Origin of the sequence: Streptomyces sp. NPDC127098 (assembly GCF_042722465.1) — a bacterium.
Lineage (GTDB): Bacteria > Actinomycetota > Actinomycetes > Streptomycetales > Streptomycetaceae > Streptomyces > Streptomyces millisiae.
Genome location: NZ_JBHXFJ010000023.1, coordinates 81,366 through 103,224, shown reverse-complemented (window position 1 = coordinate 103,224; position 21,859 = coordinate 81,366). Strand labels below are relative to the sequence as shown.

Below are 21,859 nucleotides of genomic sequence, written 5' to 3'. Positions count from 1 at the left end.
GAAAGCGGCGCTCCGGCGCTCCGTGTTCGACCGGCCGTGGATACGATGGCATCGCCGCCGGCTCTCTCCCCTCCGCGAGCGGGAGAGCCCTCTTGGCGTACCGTTATCGCACCCCCTGCCGACCTCCCCGCACATATCGCTCCAGCTGGAAGGCCAGATGTATCCCTATGGCGAACAATATGTCGTTCATCGGCCGTGACATGGCAGTCGACCTCGGGACGGCCAACACGCTGGTGTACGTCAGAGGTCGTGGGATTGTCCTCAACGAGCCGTCGGTGGTCGCCATCAACACCAACACCGGTGGCATTCTCGCGGTCGGCGCCGAGGCGAAGAAGATGATCGGCCGTACCCCGGGCAACATCGTCGCGGTGCGCCCCCTGAAGGACGGCGTCATCGCCGACTTCGAGATCACCGAGCGCATGCTCCGGTACTTCATTCTCAAAATCCACAAGCGCCGTTATCTGGCGCGTCCCCGGGTCGTCGTGTGCGTGCCGTCCGGCATCACCGGGGTGGAGCGTCGTGCGGTCATCGAGGCGTCGACCCAGGCCGGCGCGCGCCAGGTGCACATCATCGAGGAGCCGATGGCGGCGGCGATCGGCTCGGGCCTGCCGGTGCACGAGGCCACCGGCAACATGGTGGTGGACATCGGCGGCGGCACCACCGAGGTGGCCGTGATCTCGCTCGGCGGCATCGTCACCGCCCAGTCGATCCGGGTGGCGGGCGACGAGTTGGACAACGCGATCATCCAGCACATCAAGAAGGAGTACAGCCTGCTGCTGGGCGAGCGCACCGCCGAGAGCATCAAGATCACCATTGGCTCGGCCTACGAGATGGACCAGGACGAGCACACCGAGATCCGCGGCCGCGACCTGGTCAGCGGGCTGCCGAAGACGGTGGTGATCTCCTCCGCCGAGGTCCGCAAGGCCATGGAGGAGCCGGTCAACGCGATCGTCGACGCCGTCAAGACGACGCTCGACAAGTGCCCGCCTGAGCTCTCGGGCGACGTGATGGACCGCGGCATCGTGCTCACCGGCGGCGGCGCCCTGCTGCGCGGCCTCGACGAGCGGCTGCGCCAGGAGACCGGCATGCCCATCCACATCGCCGAGGACCCGCTGGACTCCGTGGCGCTCGGCTCGGGCAAGTGCGTCGAGGAGTTCGAGGCGCTGCAGCAGGTGCTGGACGCCCAGCCCAGGCGTTAGCCGCCGGCGTTCCGCGCCGCCACGGCCGCCGCGCGGCCGGCCGCGAGGACCGCGCGGCGACAACCACCCGCAACCACAAGAAAGGCACGGCCGCCGCACGTGAGGGACACCCGAGAGAGCCGGCTGCTCCTCGTCCTGCTGGTATCCATCGCATTCGCCCTGATCACGCTCGACATCCGCGGCGGCGAGAACTCCCCGCTCGACGGGCCCAGGGAGGCGGCCGCCTCCTTCTTCGGTCCGGTCGAGGAGGGCGTGGCGGGCGCGGTCGACCCGGTGGCCAACGCCATCTCGGCGATCCGCGAGTCCGGCGACCGGCACGACCGGGTCGCCGAACTCGAGCGGGAGAACGCGGAGCTGCGGCAGCAGCTCGGCAGTGACGAGTACCGCGACTCGCGGACGCGGCAGCTGGACGAGCTGCTGCGGACGGCCGGGGCCGGCGGCTACCGGATCGTCGGCGCCCAGGTGATCGCGATCGGCGCGGCCCAGGGCTTCTCCTGGACCGTCACCATCGACGCCGGCACCGAGGACGGCATCACCCGCGACATGACGGTACTCAACGGCGAAGGACTGGTCGGCCGGGTCACCACCGTGGGGCGGGGCCAGGCCACCGTGCTGCTCGCCAACGACCCGGAGTTCAGCGTCGGCACCCGGCTCGAGGGCAGCGAGGAGCTGGGGCTTGCCACCGGCGGCGGTGGGAACACGTTCGAGGTGCAGCTCTTCAACCAGCAGGCCCGGGTCCGCGAGGGCGACCGGATGGTCACCTTCGGCTCCGCGGAGAACCGGCCCTTCGTGCCGGGCGTCCCGGTCGGCGAGGTCGTCAACGTCAACCGGTCCAACGGCGACCTGACCCGCACCGTCGAGGTGCGGCCCTTCGTCTCGTTCACCCAGCTCGACCTGGTGGGCGTCGTCGTCGAACCGCCGCGCGACAACCCGCGCGACTCCGTGCTGCCGCCCCGTCCCGAGGAGGAGAACCAGGACGAGGAGCGCGAGCAGGGGGCGCGCAACGAGGACGAGGAGAGCGCGGGCGAGGGCGAGGAGACCCAGGGCGAGCCGGGTGACGAGGTGGGAGAGCCCCAGCCCCCGACCGAGGGCGAGACCGGAGCCGGCGAGGGCGAGGCGCCCGTCGATGCCGGCGACGACGACACCGCCACCGAGGAGTGAGACCGATGCGCGTCTCCCGCACCCTGCTGTCCGCGATCCTGGTGACCGTGGCGCTGATGCTCCAGGTCACCGTGTTGGCCAGACTCCACCTGCCGGGCGCCACGCCCGACCTGCTGCTGCTCACCGTGCTGGGCCTCGCGCTGGTCTACGGGCACGTCGGCGGCTGCCTGGTCGGTTTCTTCGCCGGGCTGCTCGCCGACCTGGCGCCGCCCGCCGACCACGCGGTCGGCCGGTACGCGCTCGTGCTGTGCGTCATCGGCTACGCCGCCGGGCTCACCAGGCCGGAGACCGGCCAGCACCGCTCGGCCACCGTGCCGATGCTGGTGGTCGCGGCCGGCGCGGCCAGTTCCACCCTGCTGTACGCGGGCGTCGGCGCCCTGGTCGGCGACTCGGCGGCGCGCGACGTGGGCCTCGGCTCGCTGCTGCTGACCGCCACCATCTACGACCTGCTGCTCGCCCCGTTCACCGTGCCGCTGGTGATGGCGATGGCCCGCCGTCTCGAGAGCGACCCGCTGGCCGGTGACGGCACGTCGGGCGGCGGCGGTGGCGGCGACACCGCGGTCAGCTGGCTGGGCGGCGCGGGGCCGCGCCGTCGCGGCCCGCGCCGCATCCGCTACGGGAAGGCCGCCAGGCTGGGCGGCACCCGCTCCACACTGCTCAGCAGGTCCGCCCGCAACCGGGCGGGGCGCATCAAGGGGGTCAAGCGGCTGTGACCAACATCCCGGAGACCGGGCGGACCTCGCGGATCACCATCCGTCTCGTCGTCATCCAGATACTGGTCTTCTCGCTGTTGCTCACGCTGGGCGGCCGCCTGTGGTACCTGCAGATCAGGCAGGGCGACGAGTTCGCGGCCGAGGCCGCCGGCAACCACGTGCAGCAGGCCGTCCAGCCAGCGGTGCGCGGCGCCATCCTGGACGCGCGGGGCGTGCCGATGGCCGACAACGAGACGCGTCTCGTGGTCACCGCCGACCGCACCGAGCTGAGTCGGCTGCCCGACGACGGCGCCGGCGTGCTGGCCGACGTCGCCGAACTGCTCGGCATGGACGTCGAGGAGGTCACCAACCAGGTGCGGCTGTGCGACGCCGAGACGCCGCAGCCCTGCTGGAACGGTTCGCCGTACCAGCCGATCCCGATCACCGACGAGGCGACCACCCAGCAGGCCCTGCAGATCCGTGAGCGGGCCGAGGACTTCCCCGGCATCAGCGCCGAGCCCACGGCCGTGCGCCGCTACCCGACGCCGGACGGCGCCAACTCGGCGCAGGTGCTCGGCTACCTGTCGCCGGTCACCGACGAGGAGGTCGCCGACTCGGAGGACACCGACAACCCGCTGCTGCGCTCGGACATGATCGGCCGCTCGGGCCTGGAGCGCCAGTACGACAGCTATCTGCGCGGGCAGGCCGGCGTCACCCGGTACGAGGTCGACAAGTTCGGCCGGGTCCTCGGGGAGTCGGAGAGCGAGACGGCGCAGGCCGGCGCCAACCTGGTCACCACCATCGACACCCGCGTCCAGGGCGTCGTCGAACAGGAGCTCCTGCAGGCCATGGAGGTGGCGCGGACCCAGCACGACGACATCTCGGGCCGCAACTACGAGGCGGACGCCGGGGCGGCCATAGTGCTGGAGAACGCCACCGGGCGGGTCATCGCGATGGCCTCGGCGCCCGACTACGACCCCAACGTGTGGGTCGGCGGCATCTCGACCGACGACTACGCGGCGCTCACCGACGAGGACTCCAACAACCCGCTGCTCAACCGGGCCATCCAGGCCCAGGGGCCGCCCGGGTCGACGTTCAAGGTGATCACCACGACCGCCGCCGTCAACGCCGGCTACGACTTCGACGGTTCCTACGAGTGCGGCTCCTCCTACGACGTCGGCGGCCAGACCTTCCGCAACTTCGAGTCCCAGGCGTACGGCTCCATCTCCCTCGGCCGGGCCATCGAGGTCTCCTGCAACACCGTCTTCTACGGCATCGCGCACCGCGAGTGGCAGCGCGAGGGCGGCCTCGAACCGGTGGACGACCCGGACGACTGGCTGTTCCGCACCGCCCACGAGTTCGGGCTCGGCGCCCCGACCGGCGTGGACCTGCCCAACGAGGCGGCCGGCCGGATCCCGGACCGGGAGTGGAAGCAGGATTACTGGGAGGCCAACCAGGAGAACTGGTGCGAGATCGCGGAGACCGACCGCGAGGACTACGTGGCCCGGATCGCCCGCGAGAACTGCACCGAGGGCATGAAGATGCGCGCCGGTGACATGCTCAACTTCTCCATCGGCCAGGGCGACGTGCTGGTCACCCCGCTCCAACTGGCCACGGTCTACGCGGCCCTCGGCAACGGCGGCACCCTCTACCAGCCGCAGGTCGGCCGGGCCGTGATCGCCGCCGACGGCAGCGTGGTCGAGGAGTTCGAGCCGGTGGCCAACGGCGAACTGCCGGCCGACGAGCAGACCATGGACAACCTGCGGGCCGCCACCGCGGGCGTGATCACCCGGGGCAGCGCCGACTGGAAGTTCGGCGGCTGGCCGCAGAACGACATCGTGCTGCGCGGCAAGACCGGTACCGCCGAGGCATCGGGCGACCAGCAGACCACCTCGTGGCTCGCCACCTACACCGACGACTACACGGTGGTCATGACCATCAACCAGGCGGGCACCGGCTCCGGCGCCTCGGGTGACGCGGTGCGCCACATCTGGGAGGCCATCTACGGCGTCCAGGGCGGCACCGTCAACGAGGACGTCGCGCTGCTCGCCGAGCCGAACCGGGACCTGCCGGAGATCGACGAGAACGGCACCATCGTGGCCGACCGCGAGGACCCGCGGGAGAACGCCGACGCGCGCGACCGCGACGGCGGCGCGGACACCGGCGAGGACGTCGGAGAGGGTGACACCGGCCAGGGCGACACCGGCGACGGTGGTGAGGACCCGGGCCAGGACAACGGCTACGAACCCGGCTTCGACCCCGACGCCATCAGCCCCCCGGACACGGTGGCCGGCGACGCCCCACCGGACTCCGGCGAGCTCGACGCCCGGCGCGAGGACCAGGACGACTGATGAGCGTGCACACCCTGACGGTCAGGCCGCCGGCCCGGCGCAAGAGCGCCTGGCGGCGGCTGGCCGAGCGCGACTCCGTCGCCCGCCGCCTCGACTGGCTGCTGCTCCTCGCCGGCCTGGCGCTGTCCGTGCTCGGCATAGCCCTGATCTGGTCCGCGACCCGCAACCGCACCGAGATAACCGGCGGCGACCCGCAGTTCTTCCTCATACGCCAGAGCATCAACCTCGCCGTCGGGCTCGTCATCGCGGTCGGCGTCGTCTGGCTCGGCCACCAGCGGCTGCGCAGCGCCGTCCCCCTCTTCTACGCCTTCTCGCTCTTCCTCGTCCTGCTGGTCTTCACGCCGCTCGGCACCGAGATCAACGGGCAGCGCGCCTGGCTCTCCATCGGCGGGTACACCGTCCAGCCGGGCGAGTTCGTCAAGGTCTCCGTCATCCTGGTGATGGCCGCCGTGCTCGCCGACGCGGTCGACGCCGGCGACCGGGAGCACCCCGGCCGGCGCGCCGTGCTCCAGTCCCTCGGCCTCGCCGCCATCCCGCTCTCCGTCGTCCTCCTCGACGACATGGGCACCGCCATGGTCATCAGCGCCACCGTGCTCGGCATGCTGCTGGCGTCCGGCGCCTCGCTGAAGTGGACCATCGGCCTGGTGTTCACCGGCGCCGTCGGCGCGGTCCTCGTCTGGGTCCTCGGGGTCCTCGACGAGTACCAGATCAACCGGTTCGCGGCCTTCGCCAACCCCGCTCTCGACCCGGCGGGCGTCGGCTACAACACCAACCAGGCCAGGATCGCCATCGGCGGCGGCGGGCTCTTCGGCTCCGGGCTCGGCCAGGGCACCCAGACCACGGGACAGTTCGTGCCCGAGCAGCACACCGACTTCATCTTCACGGTGGCGGGGGAGGAGCTGGGCTTCGTCGGCGCCGGCGGGATCATCCTGCTGATCGGGGTGGTGCTGTGGCGCGCCCTGCGGATAGCCCGCGAGTCCACCGACCTCTACAGCACGATCATCGCGGCCGGCGTCGTCTCCTGGTTCGCGTTCCAGTGCTTCGAGAACATCGGCATGGCGCTCGGCATCATGCCGGTGGCCGGCGTCCCGCTGCCGTTCCTCTCCTACGGCGGCACCTCGATGTTCGCGGTCTGGATCGCGATCGGCCTGCTCCAGTCCATCCGCCTGAAGCGCCCGCTCTCCGCCGCCTGAACGCCCGGGAGCGCGTCCGCCTCCGCCCGAATGCGGGGGCGGGGCGCGGCTCCTAGGCTGAAAGGATGGCCCTTGAACACGAGCGCAAGTACGAGTTCGCCGGCCCCCTGCCGCCCCTCGCCGGCGCCGGCCCCGTCGCCACCGAGCGCCCGCTGCCCGTCCGGCACCTGGTCGCCCGCTACTACGACACGGAGGACGGCCGGCTCGCCGCCGCCGGCATCACGCTGCGCCGCCGCACGGGCGGCGAGGACGCCGGCTGGCACCTCAAACTGCCGGTCGGCGACGGCGTCCGCGAGGAGATCCACGCCCCGCTGACCGACCGGGACGAGGGGCCGCCGAGCGAGCTGACCGCCCTGGTCCGCTCCCGCCTCCGCCACGCCACGCCCCGGCCCGTCATCGACCTGATCACCGAGCGGCGGCCCACCCTGCTCGCCGGCGTCGGCGGCGCCCCGCTCGCCGAGGCCGTGCTCGACCGCGTCACGGCGAGCCGCGACGGCCGCATCGCCCACTGGAGCGAGGTCGAGGTCGAACTCGCGCCCGCCCAGGACGCCGCCCCCGAGGTGGGCGACGCCGTGCTCGACGCCGTCGAGCAGCGGCTCACCGCGGTCGGCGCGCGCCGCTCAGACGCGCCGTCCAAGCTGGTGCGCGCGCTCGCCGAGACGGGAGGCGTCCCCACGCCCCCGCCCGCGCCGCCGCGGTGGCCGGCCGACTCCGCCGCCGCCCACGTCCTCGACTACGCCCGCCGGCAGGTCGACGCCATCCTCACCCTCGACCCGGCCGTCCGCCGCGACCTGCCGGACGCCGTCCACCGCATGCGGGTCGCCAGCCGGCGGCTGCGCGCCCTGCTGCGCAGCGCCCGCGCCGTCCTCGACCAGGACGTCACCGACCACCTGGCGGCCGAGCTGCGCCATCTGGGCGCCGAGCTCGGCGTCGACCGCGACCGCGAGGTGCTGACGGAACGGCTCACCGCCCGGCTCGACGAGCTCCCCGAGGAGCTGCGTGTCGGTCCCGTCGCCGAGCGGCTCGCCGCCTGGGACCGCGAGCGCCGCGCCGAGTCCCGGGCCCTCGTCGTCCGGCTGCTCGACTCGCCTCGCCACCTCGACCTGCTCGACGCCCTCCACCGGCTGCTCGCCGACCCGCCGCTGCGGCCGCGCGCCGCCGGGCGCCCGGCCCGCAAGGTGCTGGCCAAGGCCATGCGCCGGGACCGCGACCGGCTGGCCCGCCGGCTGCGCGCCGCGTACGCCGCCCCCGCGGGGCCCGACCGCGACGCCGCGCTGCACGCCGCCCGCAAGGCCGCCAAGCGCGCCCGCTACGCGGCCGAGGCCGCCGCCCCCGCCGTCGGCAAGCCGGCCCGCCGCCAGGCCAAGCGGTGCAAGGCGGTCCAGCGCGCCCTCGGCGACCACCAGGACAGCGTGGTGGCCCGCGCCGCGCTGCGCGAGCTCGCCGACTTGGCCCAGGAGGCGGGCGAGCCCTCGTTCAGCTACGGCGTCCTCCACGAGCGCGAGGCGGCCGTCGCCGCCGACCGGGCGCGAGAGGCCGCGAAACTCCCGGTAGGCTGAACGGTCTAGCAGCCCCTCTGTCCCTCGTACGTCCCTCGTCCCCGGAGAGCGGAAGCCATGCCAGTCGAGTCGGTCTTCCCCCGCCTGGAGGCCCTCCTCCCGCACGTCCAGAAGCCCATCCAGTACGTCGGTGGCGAGCTCAACTCCACCGTCAAGGACTGGGACGCGTGCGACGTCCGCTGGGCGCTGATGTACCCGGACGCCTACGAGGTCGGGCTGCCCAACCAGGGCGTCATGATCCTCTACGAGGTGCTGAACGAGCGCGAGGGCGTGCTCGCTGAGCGCACCTACAGCGTCTGGCCGGACCTGGAGGAGCTCATGCGCAAGCAGGGTGTCCCCCAGTTCACGGTGGACGCGCACCGCCCCGTCGGCGCCTTCGACGTGTTCGGCGTCTCGTTCTCCACCGAGCTCGGCTACACCAACCTGCTGACCGCGCTCGACCTCTCCGGGATCCCGCTGACCGCCGCCGAGCGCACCGAGGACCACCCGGTGGTGGTGGCTGGCGGCCACGCGGCGTTCAACCCGGAGCCGATCGCCGAGTTCATCGACTGCGCGGTCATCGGCGACGGCGAGCAGGCCGTCCTCGACATGACGGAGATCATCCGCGCCTGGAAGGCCGAGGGCCGCCCCGGCGGCCGCGAGGAGCTGCTGTTCCGCCTCGCCCGCACCGGCGGCGTCTACGTCCCCGCCTTCTACGACGTCGAGTACCTGCCCGACGGCCGCATCGCCCGCGTCGTCCCCAACCGCTCCGGCGTCCCGTGGCGGGTGTCCAAGCACACCGTGATGGACCTCGACGAGTGGCCCTACCCCAAGAAGCCGCTGGTCCCGCTCGCCGAGACCGTGCACGAGCGGATGTCCGTGGAGATCTTCCGCGGCTGCACCCGCGGCTGCCGCTTCTGCCAGGCCGGCATGATCACCCGCCCGGTGCGGGAGCGCTCGATCACCGGCATCGGCGAGATGGTGGAGCAGGGCCTGCAGGCCACCGGCTTCGAGGAGGTCGGGCTTCTCTCCCTCTCCTCCGCCGACCACAGCGAGATCGCCGACATCACCAAGGGCCTCGCCGACCGCTACACGGACGACAAGATCGGCCTCTCCCTCCCCTCCACCCGGGTCGACGCCTTCAACATCGACCTGGCCAACGAGCTCACCCGCAACGGCCGCCGCTCAGGACTCACCTTCGCCCCCGAGGGCGGCAGCGAGCGGATCCGCAAGGTGATCAACAAGATGGTCACCGAGGACGACCTGATCCGCACCGTCGCCACCGCCTACGGCAACGGCTGGCGGCAGGTCAAGCTCTACTTCATGTGCGGCCTCCCGACCGAGACCGACGACGACGTCCTGCAGATCGCCGACCTGGCGACCAAGGTCATCGCCAAGGGCCGCGAGGTGTCAGGATCCAACGACATCCGCTGCACCGTCTCCATCGGTGGCTTCGTCCCCAAGCCGCACACCCCCTTCCAGTGGGCCCCGCAGCTCTCCCCCGAGGAGACCGACGACCGCCTCGCCAAGCTCCGCGACGCCATCCGCGCCGACAAGCGCTACGGCCGCTCCATCGGCTTCCGCTACCACGACGGCAAGCCGGGCATCGTCGAAGGCCTCCTCTCCCGCGGCGACCGCCGCGTCGGCGCCGTCATCCGCGCCGTCTACGAGGCGGGCGGCCGCTTCGACGGCTGGCGCGAGTACTTCTCCTACGACCTCTGGACGCGCTCCGCCGCCACGGCCCTCGCCCCCTTCGGCGTCGACGTCGACTGGTACACCACCCGCGAACGCGGCTACGAGGAGGTCCTCCCCTGGGACCACCTCGACTCCGGCCTCGACAAGGACTGGCTCTGGGAGGACTGGCAGGACGCGCTCGACGAGACGGAGGTCGAGGACTGCCGCTGGACGCCGTGCTTCGACTGCGGCGTCTGCCCACAGATGGACACCCACATCCAGATCGGCCCGACGGGCAAGAAGCTGCTGCCGTTGCAGGTCGTGAAGTCGGGCGCGGGGCAGGGCGAATAGCCCTGGAGGCTGCGGCCGGTAGGTCTGACGGACATCACGTCCCTGGTTGGGTGGCGCGTCCGCCGATCGGGCGACGGTGGCTGTCCTTGCGCCCCAGACGGAGAGGCGTGCCGTCTGGGGATGCTTTGAGGTGCGATGGCGTGGTCTGGCTGGTGTCGGCTGTGAAAGAGGGCCGGTCCGAGGTGGGTGGTGGCCCCCCTGGCGGGACTGGCTTGGTTGTGCGGACCTCCGGCAGGCCCAGGCGCTCGACAGCCTGCGTGTCTTGCGAACCCACCAGGGTTGATGACGGACCAGGGACATCGCGCAGGTCTACTGGAGCGTCGCCTCGATGTTGCGAACCCGCCAGGATTGATGACGGACCTGGGTCGTCATCAACAACTGGGACCCCCGCGACGGGTTGCGAACCCACCAGGGTTGATGACGGACCCGAGCCGGAAACCGCCGCGCCGCAGCGGCGCGAGTTGCGAACCACCAGGGCTGATGACGGACACCCCACTGATCACCCATCTGATCGAGAGGAGGGGCCGTTGCGAACCCGCCAGGGTTGATGACGGACGGCAGGTACTCATCCACTTCTGCCCGAGCGCGCTGAAGTTGCGAACCCACCAGGGTTGATGACGGACCCGAGGGTAAAGCCGCAGGTGGCGGCTACGCCACGGCACCTGTTGGTGCTCGAATCCGCAGCGGTTCGGCGGTAGTGCATCAGCGCAGGTCAAAGCGCTTGGCGGGCTGATCCATGAGGCTCCGTCTTGCTGCCTGCCAGGCCACGCCGGCTCGGCTTCCGCGGAATCCGGTTCCTAACTTCCCGGTGCAGGACAGTGGAGTCGGCCGGCTCCTAGTGCCCCGGCAGCGCACGGAGTGCCTACCAACTCAGGAGTCAGCCGCGAGGGGTGTCGGCACGTCAGACTCGGTTCCCCTCTTTTGGTAACGATCCGGTCTCGTCCCAGGCGTGTTGTCGTGATCACTGCCGATTTGTCGGCGTGAAGGCGCGTTGATGGTGCGACAGGGGTCTTGTGTAAATCTGAAGAGATCATGGAATCTCTTGGTCGTCATGTCGACGATTCGTGGGGGGACCGTGCTTCGCGCGCGCTTTCTCGTGCTGTCCGCTGCCCTGTTGATGGCGGTTCTGACCGCTCTCGACCCCGGCACGGCCGCGGCGGCCAGCCGTTGGGCCGCTGCCACCTCCGAGGCCGCCGTCGAGGCCGGTGAGGCGCCGGACCAGGAGTGGGGTTCCGCCGACGGCCTTTCCCACGAGGCCGATGCCGGCGACACGACCGCCGACGGGGACGGCAGCGGCGCGGAGCCCGGCGAGGCGCCGGGGCAACTGCCGCTGGAGGAGAGCCAGTCCACGAGCGACGACCTGGGGGACACCGCGCCGCCGTTGGAGTCCGGTGACCCGGAGGTGATCGAGTCGCTGCCGCCGGGCGAACTCACCGGGTTCGATGAGGAGACCAGCGTCGAGCTCCCGGAGGAGCGCACCGAGGACTCCCGCACGTTCCTCAACACCGACGGCACCTTCACCACCCGCTACTACAACGAGCCCGTCAACTACCCGGACCTCGACGGCGGCTGGCAGACGATCGACACCTCCCTCATCCGCGCCGCCGGCGGCGAGTCGTGGGAGACGGCGGCCACCGAAGCCGGCGTCAGCTTCGGCGCCGTGGCCACCGACGATCCGTTGATGACGCTCCGTCTGGACGCAGACCACGCCGTCGGCTACGCCCTGGCCGAGGCGAACGCCGTCCCCGGTGAGGTCGAGGGGCCGCTCGTCACCTACCGCGACGTCCGGCCCTCCGCCGACGTCGAGTTCCTCGGCGGCAACGCCGAGATCAAGGAGACGATCGTCCTCCACGACGCCGACGCCCCCACCGAGTGGCGGTTCCCGCTCAACCTCGACGGCCTCACCGCCGCGCTCGACGAGCACGGCGGGATCGTGTTCGCCGACGCCGAGGGCACCGTGCGTGCCCACATGCCGCCCGGTTGGATGGAGGACTCGGCCGTCGACGAGCGCTCCGGCGACGGCGCGATAACCGGTGGCGTCAGCTACGAACTGACCAGCGAGAACGGCCGCCAGGTCCTCGTCGTCACCCTGGACCAGGAGTGGCTGAGCGACCCCGCGCGCGTCTACCCGGTCCGTGTCGACCCCTCCGTGACGCGCGTCGAGGCCAGCTCCTCCACCTACGTGCAGCGGCCTTACAACATCAACTTCTCCACCGACACGATCCTGAAGGCCGGCACCCCGGACGGTGGCGACTCCGCCGCCACCTCGTTCCTCCGCTTCTCCGGCGTGCAGTCCTCGCTGCGCAACGCCTGGGTGCTGGACGCCCGCCTCGCGCTCTACAACTCCTGGTCGTACTCCTGCAACGCCCGCCCGGTCACCATCCACCCCATCACCCAGAACTGGTCGGCCTCCACCCTCGCCCAGTACCCGGGCCCCAACGTCGGCGCCGCGCTGGCCACCGACCGGTTCGCGCACGGCTGGCGGCCCGCCGGTACGAACACCTGGGCCTGCGACCCGGCCTGGGAGACCATCCCGCTCGGCTCCGCCGGCCGGCAGCTCGTCGACGACTGGACCCACGGCCGCCGCGCCAACTACGGCCTCGCGGTGCGGGCTTCGACGACCGACTCCTACGGCTGGAAGCAGTTCGGCTCCACCCGCTACCCCAACGGCGCGCCCAGCCTCGACGTGACCTGGACCAAGTACGGCGCCACGTACCGCCTCGGCCAGCTCACCCAGCCGGTGACCGCCGTCAGCGAGGGCGTGCAGCGCGTCACCGTCACCAACCAGGGGCAGGAGACCTGGCCCGCCGGCGGCCAGTTCAAGCTGCGCTACAACCTGTACGACGCCGACGGCAACGAGCTCACCGACTCCTCGATGCGCCGCTACACCGAGATGCCGGAGGCCGTCTCGCCCGGCGAGAGCGTCACCCTCAACGCCCGCATCGCGCCGCTGACGCCCGGCACGTACACCGTCGACTGGACGATGACGGACTACGGCGTCACCCGGTTCACCAGCCAGGGCATCCCCGGCGCGCGGGTCCGGCTGGCCGCCGTCAACATCCCGCCCGAGCTGACCGGCGCGTCCCCCGGCAGCGGCGTCACGGTCGACACCCTCACCCCGACCCTGTGGGCCGAGGGCAGCGACCGTGACCACTACCCGAACGAGCGCCTGCAGTTCACGTTCGAGGTGTGCGAGGTCGACGGCGAGAACACCCGTAAGAACTGCCGCACCGGCAACCGCACCAACACCCAGCAGTGGGCAGTCCCCAGCGGCTGGCTGTCGTGGGACAAGACCTACGCCTGGTACGCCTACGCCTACGACGGGCAGGCCAGCTCGCTGCGCCCCAATCCGTCGCTGTTCTCCACCCGGGTGCCGCAGCCCGCCGTCACCGGCCACCTCGGCGGCTCCGACGGCCGCGAGTTCAACGCGGTCAGCGGCAACTACGCCACCTCCGCCACCGACGCCGCGCTCACCACCGTCGGCCCGCCGCTGGCGGTCACCCGCACCTACAACTCCCTCGACCCGCGCGCCGACCTCGCCTTCGGTCCCGGCTGGACCACCCGCTGGGACATGCGGGCCACCGCCGAGCCCGACGGCAGCGTGGTCGTCACCCTCGCCGAAGGCAACCGCGTGCGCTTCGGCCGCAACTCCAACGGCAGTTACGCGGGGCCGTCCGGCGGCAGCCTCACCCTCACCGCCGCGTCCGGCGGCGGCTGGGTGCTGCGCGACGCGACCGGCGCCACCCACACGTTCAACGCCAGCGGCCAGCTCGCCAAGGTCGCCGACACCGCCGGCCGCGAACAGCGCCTCACCCACACGTCCGGCCGGCTCGCGACCGTCACCGACGCCCTCTCCGGCCGCACCCTCACCTTCACCTGGCGCGACAACCGGGTCGCCAGCGTCACCACCAACGCCGTCGCCCCCGGCGAGCCGGGCCTGACGTGGAACTACGGCTACACCGGCGGCCGGCTCACCAGCGTCTGCCCGCCCGGCACGACGGACGAGTGCACCCGCTACACCTACGAGGACGGCTCGCTCTACCGCAGTGCCGTCCTGGACGCCGGCCCCGTCTCCTACTGGCGGCTGGACGAGGCCGAAGGCGCCACCGCCGCCAGCTCCGCCCCCTCCCGCACCGGCTTCAACGACGCCGAGTACTACAACACCTCCGGCGGCACCCCCGGCGCGCTGGCCGGCACGGGCGACACCGCGGCCTCGTTCGACGGGACCGACACGCTCGTCCGCCTCCCGCACGACACCCTCCGCACCACCACCTTCCTCACCGTCGAGCTGTGGTTCCGCACCACCCAGCCGGGCGTGCTCATGGGCTTTCAGAGCCAGCGGCTCGAGGACGGCCGCCCCGAGTCCTGGACCCCGCCGCTGACGGTCGACGCCAACGGCAAGCTCAGCGGCTACCTGTTCACCGGCGACCGCGGCAACATCACCCCCATCAGGAGCACCGCCACCGTCACTGACGGTGCCTGGCACCACGCCGTCCTCACCGCCGAGGGCACCACCCAGACCCTGTACCTCGACGGCCGGGCGGTCGGCACTCTCACCGGCGCCATCGACCACCTCGACATGGCGTACACCTACCTCGGCGCCGGCTACTCCTCCTCCGGCTTCGACGGTATCGCCAGCGGCGTCCGGCGCTTCACCGGCGACCTGGACGAGGTCGCCGTCTACCACCGCGCCCTGGACGCCACGACCATCGCCGAACACCACGCCCTGCGCCAGCCGGCGGGCCGCCTCACCGAGGTGACCCTGCCGTCCGGCCGGACGCACGCCACCAACACCTACGACGACGCCACCAGCCGCGTCGCCGAGCACACCGACGCCGACGGCGGCACCTGGCAGGTCTCCCAGCCGACGTTCACCAACGGATCGAGCACGTACGCCGACACGGTCCGCACCGGCAACCCCACCGGCTACTGGCGTCTGACGGAACGCTCCGGCGTGGTCGCCGCCAGCGCGCTCGGCGACGACACCAACGGCTCCTACCTCGACGGCGTCCGCCCCGGCGGGCCGGGACCGTTCGCCGACGGCGACACCACCGCGCCCTACTTCACCGGCGAGGCCGACAGCGCCGTCGAGGTCCCCACCGAGGCCTGGGGCGACACCAGCGCCCAGACCGTCGAACTCTGGTTCCGCACTACGGACTCCGGCGTCCTCGTGTCCATGCAGAACCAGCCCCTGGGCACCACGCCCACCTCCTGGTGGCCGATGCTCCTGGTCGATGAGGACGGCAGGCTGCGCGGCCGGTTCCGCAACAACGGCAGCGACACCACCCTCCGTTCGCGGGAACCCGTCGACGACGGCCGCTGGCACCACGTCGCCCTCACCGGCAACGCCGACGCGCAGGTCCTCTTCATCGACGGTGACTACCAGGCTCACAACACCCACGGCACCACCGCCAGCCGCTTGGCCCACACCTACCTCGGCGGCGGCTACTCCTCGGACAACTGGGACGGACAGCCGAACGGCTACCGCAACTTCATCGGCCAGATCGCCGAGGTCGCGCTCTACGACTCGACCTGGATCACCCATGTCAGCGACAGTGGGATCGGCTGGACCAACCACGGTGACAGGAGGGTCAGCGCGGCCACCGCCTTGGTGTCCGGCACCGGCAACGACTACCGCGCCGCCGTGATGGGAGACGGAGCGGCTGCCTACTGGCGGTTCAACGAGAACGGCGGCAGCACCGCGTACGACGAGGGCGGACGCCATCACGCCACGCTCGAAGGCACGCTCTACCGTCCGTCCCTCGGCGTCTTCGGCGCCGGCGACGGCAGGGCCATCCAGGGCGGCTCCAACGGCGCGGTCCGGATGCCAGGCGACATCCTGGCCGGCACCACCGAGCTCAGCGCCGAACTCTGGTTCCGCACCATGAGCACCACCGCCAGCGGCGTGCTGATGGCCTTCCAGAACACCCCGCTCGGCACCACCCCCACCTCGTGGCGGACCGTCCTCAACATCGGCACCGACGGCCGCCTGCGCGGCCAGTGGTGGACCCCGGAGGCGGGCGGCGCCACGCCCATCACCTCCGAGCAGGCCGTCAACGACAACGAGTGGCACCACGTCGTCCTCTCCGGCTCGGGCGACACCCAGACCCTCTACCTCGACGGCGTCGAGATCGGCGACCTGGCCGGGAACATCACCGACCAGAGCCGGCCCTACGCCTACCTCGGCGCCGGGTACGCCAGCAGCGGCTGGATGGGCGTGCCCGCCGGCACCTACCACTTCGGCGGTCTCCTCGACGAGGTTGCCCTCTACCGCCACGCCCTCTCCGCCGAGGACGTCGCCGCCCACTACAGCGCCCGCGTCGAGCGCGCCAGTTCGGCGCTCGGCGCCACCGTCACCGTGACCAACCCGCTCGGCGACACCACCGACGCGACGTACGACGCGCTGCGCGGCTACCGCGTCACCTCCGTCACCGATGCCGAGGACGGCACCACCACCTACGCCTATGACACCGGCGGCTTCCTCCACACCGTCACCGACCCCAACGGCAACGCGACCATCACCGGGCACGACGAGCGCGGCAACACCGTCTCCTCGACCACCTGCCGCGGCCCGCGCGACTGCCAGACGTCGTACGCCGACCACTACCTCAACGCGAGCAACCCGCTCGACCCGCGCAACGACAAGCCCACCGCCACCGCCGACGCCCGCTCGACCGGACCGACCGACGCCACCTACCGCACCACCACGACGTACACCACCCTCGGACTGCCGGAGACCACCCGCCTCCCCGACGGCCGCACCACCCGCCGCACCTACACCACCGGCACCGAACCGGCCGTCGGCGGCGGCACCACCCCGCCCGGGCTGCTGGCCACCGACGTTCAACCCGACGGAGCCACCACCCGGTACGCCTACTACGCCAGCGGCGACGTCGCCCGCACCACCCAACCCTCAGGGCTGGCCCTGGAGTACACCTACGACGGCCTCGGCCGCCGGCTGACCGAGACCGAGATATCCGACGCCCAACCCGAAGGCGTCACCACGACGTTCACCTACGACGCCCTCTCCCGCGTCACCACCGAGACCGGCGCCACCACCGAGAACGCCGTCACCGGTGAAGACCACACCGCCCAGGTGACCCGCACCTACGACCCCGACGGCAACATCCTCACCGAGACCGTCGCCGACCTCGGCGGCGACGACCCGGACCGCGTCAGCCAGCAGCGCTACGACGACCACGGCCGCGTCGACCGCGTCATCGACCCCGAGAACGGCGTCAGCTACTACCTCTACGACGACCTCGGCCGGCTCGCCCAGGAGACCGACCCCGCCGGCACCGTGCTGCGCCACACCTACACCCCGCGCGGCCAGCACGCCACCACCGTCCTCCAGGACTGGACCGGCGACCCCTCCGGCGAGATCCGCGACCTGACGCTGGTGTCCAACGCCTACGACCCGGCCGGCCGCCTCGCCACCACCACCGACGCGATGGGCGCCGTCACCGCCTACCGCTACTTCGGCGACGGCCTGACCGCCACCGTCACCGCCCAGGACGTGACCGGCACCCGCGACATCGTGTTGGAGGACAACACCTACGACCGCGCCGGCAACCTCGTCCGGCAGGCCACCGGCAACGGCACCACCGTCACCGAGTACGAGGTCGACACCACCGGACGCGTCACCACCACCGTCCTCGACCCCGACGGCCTGAACCGGCGCACCGTCACCACCTACGACGACGCGGACCGCCCCCTCACCGTCCGCCAACTCGGTACCTCCGAGACCGACTTCCTGTCCACCACCTACACCTACGACCCGGCCGGCAACCCGCTCTCCGAGACCGTCGCCGACCCGAACGGCCAGAGCGCCAGCCACCACACCTACGACCAGCGCGGCCTCCTCACCTCCAGCACCACCCCGCGCGGCCACACCACCGACTACACGTACGACGCGCTCGGCCGCCCCGTCGCCGAGACCGCCCCCGAGGTCGACGGCACCCGCCCCGAAACCCGTACCGGCTACAACGCCTTCGGCGACGCCACCGAGCAGCGCGACCCCCTCGGTGCCATCACCCGCCTCACCTACGACCGCCTCGGCCAACCCACGGCCGTCACCCGCCCCGAGTACACCGCTCCCGGTGGCCAGCCCATCACCGCCACCGAGGAGACCGTCTACGACGTGCTCGGCCGTCCCGTCGCCACCACCGACGCACTCGGCCGCACCACTCGCTATGCCTACGACCAGCTCGGCAACCTCATCACCCGCACCGACCCCGACCCGGGCACCGAGGCCACCGGCGCGTCCCGCTTCCTGCTCGACCCGCCGGACCTGGAACTCGCCGACACCCCCGGCTCCGGCTCCGAGACCCACTACGCCCACACCCCCACCGGCCTGCTCCTGTCCACCACCGACCCGACCGGCGCCCGCACCGAGGCCACCTACGACCCGCTGGGCCGCCAACTCACGGCCACCGTCGTCGAACGCCACCCGACCCCGCGGAACCTGACCTCGACCTACACGTGGGACGACGCCGGCAACCAGACCGAGTCCCGCACCGCCGAGGGCGTGGTGACGCAGGCCCGCTACAACCCCGCTGGCGAGCTGACCGGCGTCCTCCAGGCCGGCGCCTGGACCACCGTCGACCGCGACCCCTTCGGCCGCGAGGCTCGCACCACCACCGGCGCCGGCTACCGCACCGACCTCGCCTACAACCACCTGGGCCAGGTCGTCCGCACGGAGGAGTACGGCAGGGGCGAGACCGTGCTGCGCACCACCAGTGCCGAGTATGACGCCGACGGCAACCAGGTCGCGGCCGTCTCAGGCAGCGGCACGGAGACCACCTACCGCTACGACGTCCTGGGCCGTCTCACCGAGCAGACCCAGCCCGTCGACGACGACACCTCGGCGACCGTCGCCTTCGGCTACGACGCCGCCGGCAACCGCACGCGGATGACCGACGCGCGGGGCAACACCACCGAGTACACGTACACCCCGTGGGGCCAGCTCGAATCCACCATCGAACCGGCCACCGACGCCCACCCCGACCCGGCCGACCGCACCTGGACGACTGTCTACGACGCCGCCGGCCAGCCCGTCACCGAACTCCTCCCAGGCGGCGTCCGCCGCGACCGCACCTACGACGACCTCGGCCGTCTCGTCCTCGAAACCGGCGCCGGCGCCGAAGCCGACACCATGGACCGCCGGTTCACGTACGACGCGGCCGGCCGGATGACGAGCCAGGCCACCAACGAGGTCGCCGGGATCGACACCTACACCTACAACGACCGCGGCCAACTCCTCACCGCCGACGGCCCGAGCGGCACCACCCAGTACGCCTACGACCGCGACGGCCGCATGACCGAACGCACCGACGCCGCCGGCACGATCACCTTCGGCCACAACGACCGCGGCCAGCTGTCGTCGGCCGTGCTCGACGCCACCACCAACTACCTCATCTCGTACAGCTACGACCGCGACGGTCGCCCCACCGCCCAGACCTTCGTGTCCGATGTCCCGGCTGACGGAGCCCGCCTGGCCGCCGCTCCGCCACAGATCGACATCCACGCGACCCGCAGCTTCACCTACGACGCGTTGGGCCGACAGGAGACCGACCGCCTCGTCGTCGACACCGACGGCGCCGAGGTCGCCAGCACCCGCTACGCCTACGACCTGGACGACCGCCTCACCGAGAAGGAGACGACCGGAACGGCGGGCGCCGGACTCCAGACCTACGGTTACGACCTCGCCGGTCACCTGACCTCCTGGACCAGCGGCGAGGAGACCACCACCTACGCCTGGGACCTGGCCGGCAACCGCGTCGCCGCCGGCGACGAGACCGCCACCTTCGACGAACGCAACCGCCTCACCTCCGTCGGCGACACCACCTACACCTACACGCCCCGCGGCACCCTGGCCTCCGTCGGCGACCGCACCCTCACCCACGACGCCTTCGAACGCCGCATCACCGACGGCGACACCACCTACCGCTACGACTCCCTCGACCGCGTCACCCACCACGGCGACACCGCCTTCACCTACGACGGCGGCTCCAACAACGTCGTCTCCGACGGCACTTCCCTCTACGTCCGAGCCCCCGAAGGCGCCCTCCTCACCACCGACGGCGACCCCGTCCTGACCAACCAGCACACCGACGTCGTCGCCACCCTCACCGACCGCGGCGCCACCCTCGAAGCCTCCCGCGCCTATGACCCCTTCGGCCAGGTCACCGCCTCCGACGGCACGTCCCCCAACCTCGGCTACCAGTCCGGCTGGACCGACCCCGCCACCGGCGACGTCAACATGGCCGCCCGCTGGTACCAGCCGGGCACCGGCGCCTTCGCCTCCCGTGACACCTGGAACGTCGAACCCAACCGCTATGCCTATGCTGGCGGCTCACCCCTCAACGGCACCGACCCCAGCGGGCACTATGCGGTGGCCCCCTGCGCCGTCTCAGCACCCACGGCGACGATCTGCCTGGGAGCCGGAGCTGGTGGCGCGGTCGGCGGCCCTCCAGGCGCCGCCATCGGTGCCGGGGCAGCTGCCGTGGTATGGCTCGGGGTCGGAGCCTGGTCCTGGTGGCGGGCCTCCTCGTACTCATCCTCCTCGGGCGGCTACTACCCGAACGCCTTCGGCAGCCTCTCGGGCTACAACTCCTCAGCGGCCGCCAGGGTGCAGGCACAGGCCCAGGCCCAGGCGAACGCCGCAGGGCGCCAAGCGTTGGCCGACTGGCTCAGGCAGTTCCTGAACAAAATGCAGAACAAGGGGAACTCTGGTCCTGGAACCGCCCAGGGTCTAGCGGGAAGTTGGGGCGGCGCAGGTGGGTCCTCCACGGGCGGACTCGGTACGTCGGTCATCACTCCGCCCCCGCCACCGCCCCCGCAGAACCCGAACCGCGGCCCAAACCCCGCTCCCGCCCCCGCCCAACCGGCCCCGGTTCCTCACTGGGACCGCGACGCCGGGCGCTGGACACTCAGCCAAGGCTGGGACATGATCCTGCATGCCCAGGATCTGCTTGGCCTGCTCGATCAAGGGCGGTTCAGCCCCGAGACTGCTGAGGCAGGTGACCTGGCATCCGACAGTTCGTCGGGAAGCGGAACTTCACAGGACAGGAGGCGTGACTGTCGCCGTGCGGGGAGGGGATGGGTCGACCTTTACGACACAGATGATGTACATGGTGGTCGAGCGACTGGTATACGAGCTTGTCTTGATGCGGCTTACCTTGAAGAAAATAAGGGCAGTTACACGACCTCGAGTGTCAGGCCGCCGGGCTACGAATGGGCGCAAGACTATGCCAGATATCTTCGCTTTAGGCTTCCTATAGGAGAGGTCATAAATAATTGCCATCTCCTCGGTCGGCAACTCACCGGTTCGGGGACGGATCTGCGGAATCTGGCAACGTGTACCCGCCAAGCCAATGTCTCTGTACTAGGGCCTGGGCGCATCGAGGATCACATGCTCAGCGTCGAAAATCAAGTTCATGACGCCGTGACCCACGACCGTCAAATAGTCGACTACACGGTCACTCCACACTATGCGGGAGAACGAACGGTGCCTGTTGGGTTCGAGATGACCGCGATAGGTGTTACTGCTGACGGGCGACCGGGAATCAGAATTCACATGTTCACGCCTAATTCTTTCAATAGCCCAAGAGAGGGCTGGCGAAATATAGGCACGGTGAGTCATAGTCGCACCAGGCAGCCGGTCCCCACTGGGCCGACGCCTTGACGAGGCCTGGAGGA

The 21,859-nt window shown here is 71.3% G+C and carries 8 protein-coding genes; all 8 read left to right on the top strand.

Annotated elements, in window-relative coordinates:
• Positions 1-179 precede the first annotated feature (179 nt).
• Positions 180-1,199, top strand: coding sequence for a rod shape-determining protein (locus ACFWI8_RS17160; RefSeq protein ID WP_311603410.1), 1,020 nt, complete (start codon positions 180-182; stop codon positions 1,197-1,199).
• 99 nt (positions 1,200-1,298) lie between these two features.
• On the top strand, positions 1,299-2,360 hold the full coding sequence (gene mreC / locus ACFWI8_RS17155) for a rod shape-determining protein MreC (protein ID WP_387091654.1): 1,062 nt from the start codon (positions 1,299-1,301) through the stop codon (positions 2,358-2,360).
• A gap of 5 nt (positions 2,361-2,365) precedes the next feature.
• Positions 2,366-3,073 carry a rod shape-determining protein MreD gene (gene mreD, locus ACFWI8_RS17150; RefSeq protein ID WP_387091651.1) on the top strand — a complete coding sequence of 236 codons (708 nt, stop codon included), beginning with the start codon at positions 2,366-2,368 and terminating at the stop codon, positions 3,071-3,073.
• The gene (gene mrdA, locus ACFWI8_RS17145; RefSeq protein ID WP_387091648.1) at positions 3,070-5,403 is read left to right on the top strand and encodes a penicillin-binding protein 2; all 2,334 of its coding nucleotides are present in this window, start codon (positions 3,070-3,072) and stop codon (positions 5,401-5,403) included. The genes mreD and mrdA overlap by 4 nt, the downstream gene beginning before the upstream one ends.
• Positions 5,403-6,596, top strand: coding sequence for a rod shape-determining protein RodA (gene rodA / locus ACFWI8_RS17140; RefSeq protein ID WP_387091645.1), 1,194 nt, complete (start codon positions 5,403-5,405; stop codon positions 6,594-6,596). The genes mrdA and rodA overlap by 1 nt, the downstream gene beginning before the upstream one ends.
• Positions 6,597-6,661: 65 nt before the next feature.
• On the top strand, positions 6,662-8,155 hold the full coding sequence (locus ACFWI8_RS17135; RefSeq protein WP_387091642.1) for a CHAD domain-containing protein: 1,494 nt from the start codon (positions 6,662-6,664) through the stop codon (positions 8,153-8,155).
• 57 nt (positions 8,156-8,212) lie between these two features.
• Positions 8,213-10,159: a TIGR03960 family B12-binding radical SAM protein gene (locus tag ACFWI8_RS17130; RefSeq protein WP_387091639.1), complete on the top strand. Its 1,947-nt coding sequence runs from the start codon at positions 8,213-8,215 to the stop codon at positions 10,157-10,159.
• A 1,117-nt stretch (positions 10,160-11,276) separates the two neighbouring features.
• The gene (locus tag ACFWI8_RS17125; protein ID WP_387091636.1) at positions 11,277-21,845 is read left to right on the top strand and encodes a LamG-like jellyroll fold domain-containing protein; all 10,569 of its coding nucleotides are present in this window, start codon (positions 11,277-11,279) and stop codon (positions 21,843-21,845) included.
• The last annotated feature ends 14 nt before the right edge of the window (positions 21,846-21,859 follow it).

What these genes read in the sequence shown, in the direction of transcription:
- rodA (WP_387091645.1), top strand. Translation starts at nt 5,403, where the DNA reads ATGAGCGTGCACACCCTGACGGTCAGGCCGCCGGCCCGGCGCAAGAGC.
- ACFWI8_RS17160 (WP_311603410.1), top strand. Translation starts at nt 180, where the DNA reads ATGTCGTTCATCGGCCGTGACATGGCAGTCGACCTCGGGACGGCCAAC.
- mreD (WP_387091651.1), top strand. Translation starts at nt 2,366, where the DNA reads ATGCGCGTCTCCCGCACCCTGCTGTCCGCGATCCTGGTGACCGTGGCG.
- ACFWI8_RS17125 (WP_387091636.1), top strand. Translation starts at nt 11,277, where the DNA reads ATGGCGGTTCTGACCGCTCTCGACCCCGGCACGGCCGCGGCGGCCAGC.
- ACFWI8_RS17130 (WP_387091639.1), top strand. Translation starts at nt 8,213, where the DNA reads ATGCCAGTCGAGTCGGTCTTCCCCCGCCTGGAGGCCCTCCTCCCGCAC.
- ACFWI8_RS17135 (WP_387091642.1), top strand. Translation starts at nt 6,662, where the DNA reads ATGGCCCTTGAACACGAGCGCAAGTACGAGTTCGCCGGCCCCCTGCCG.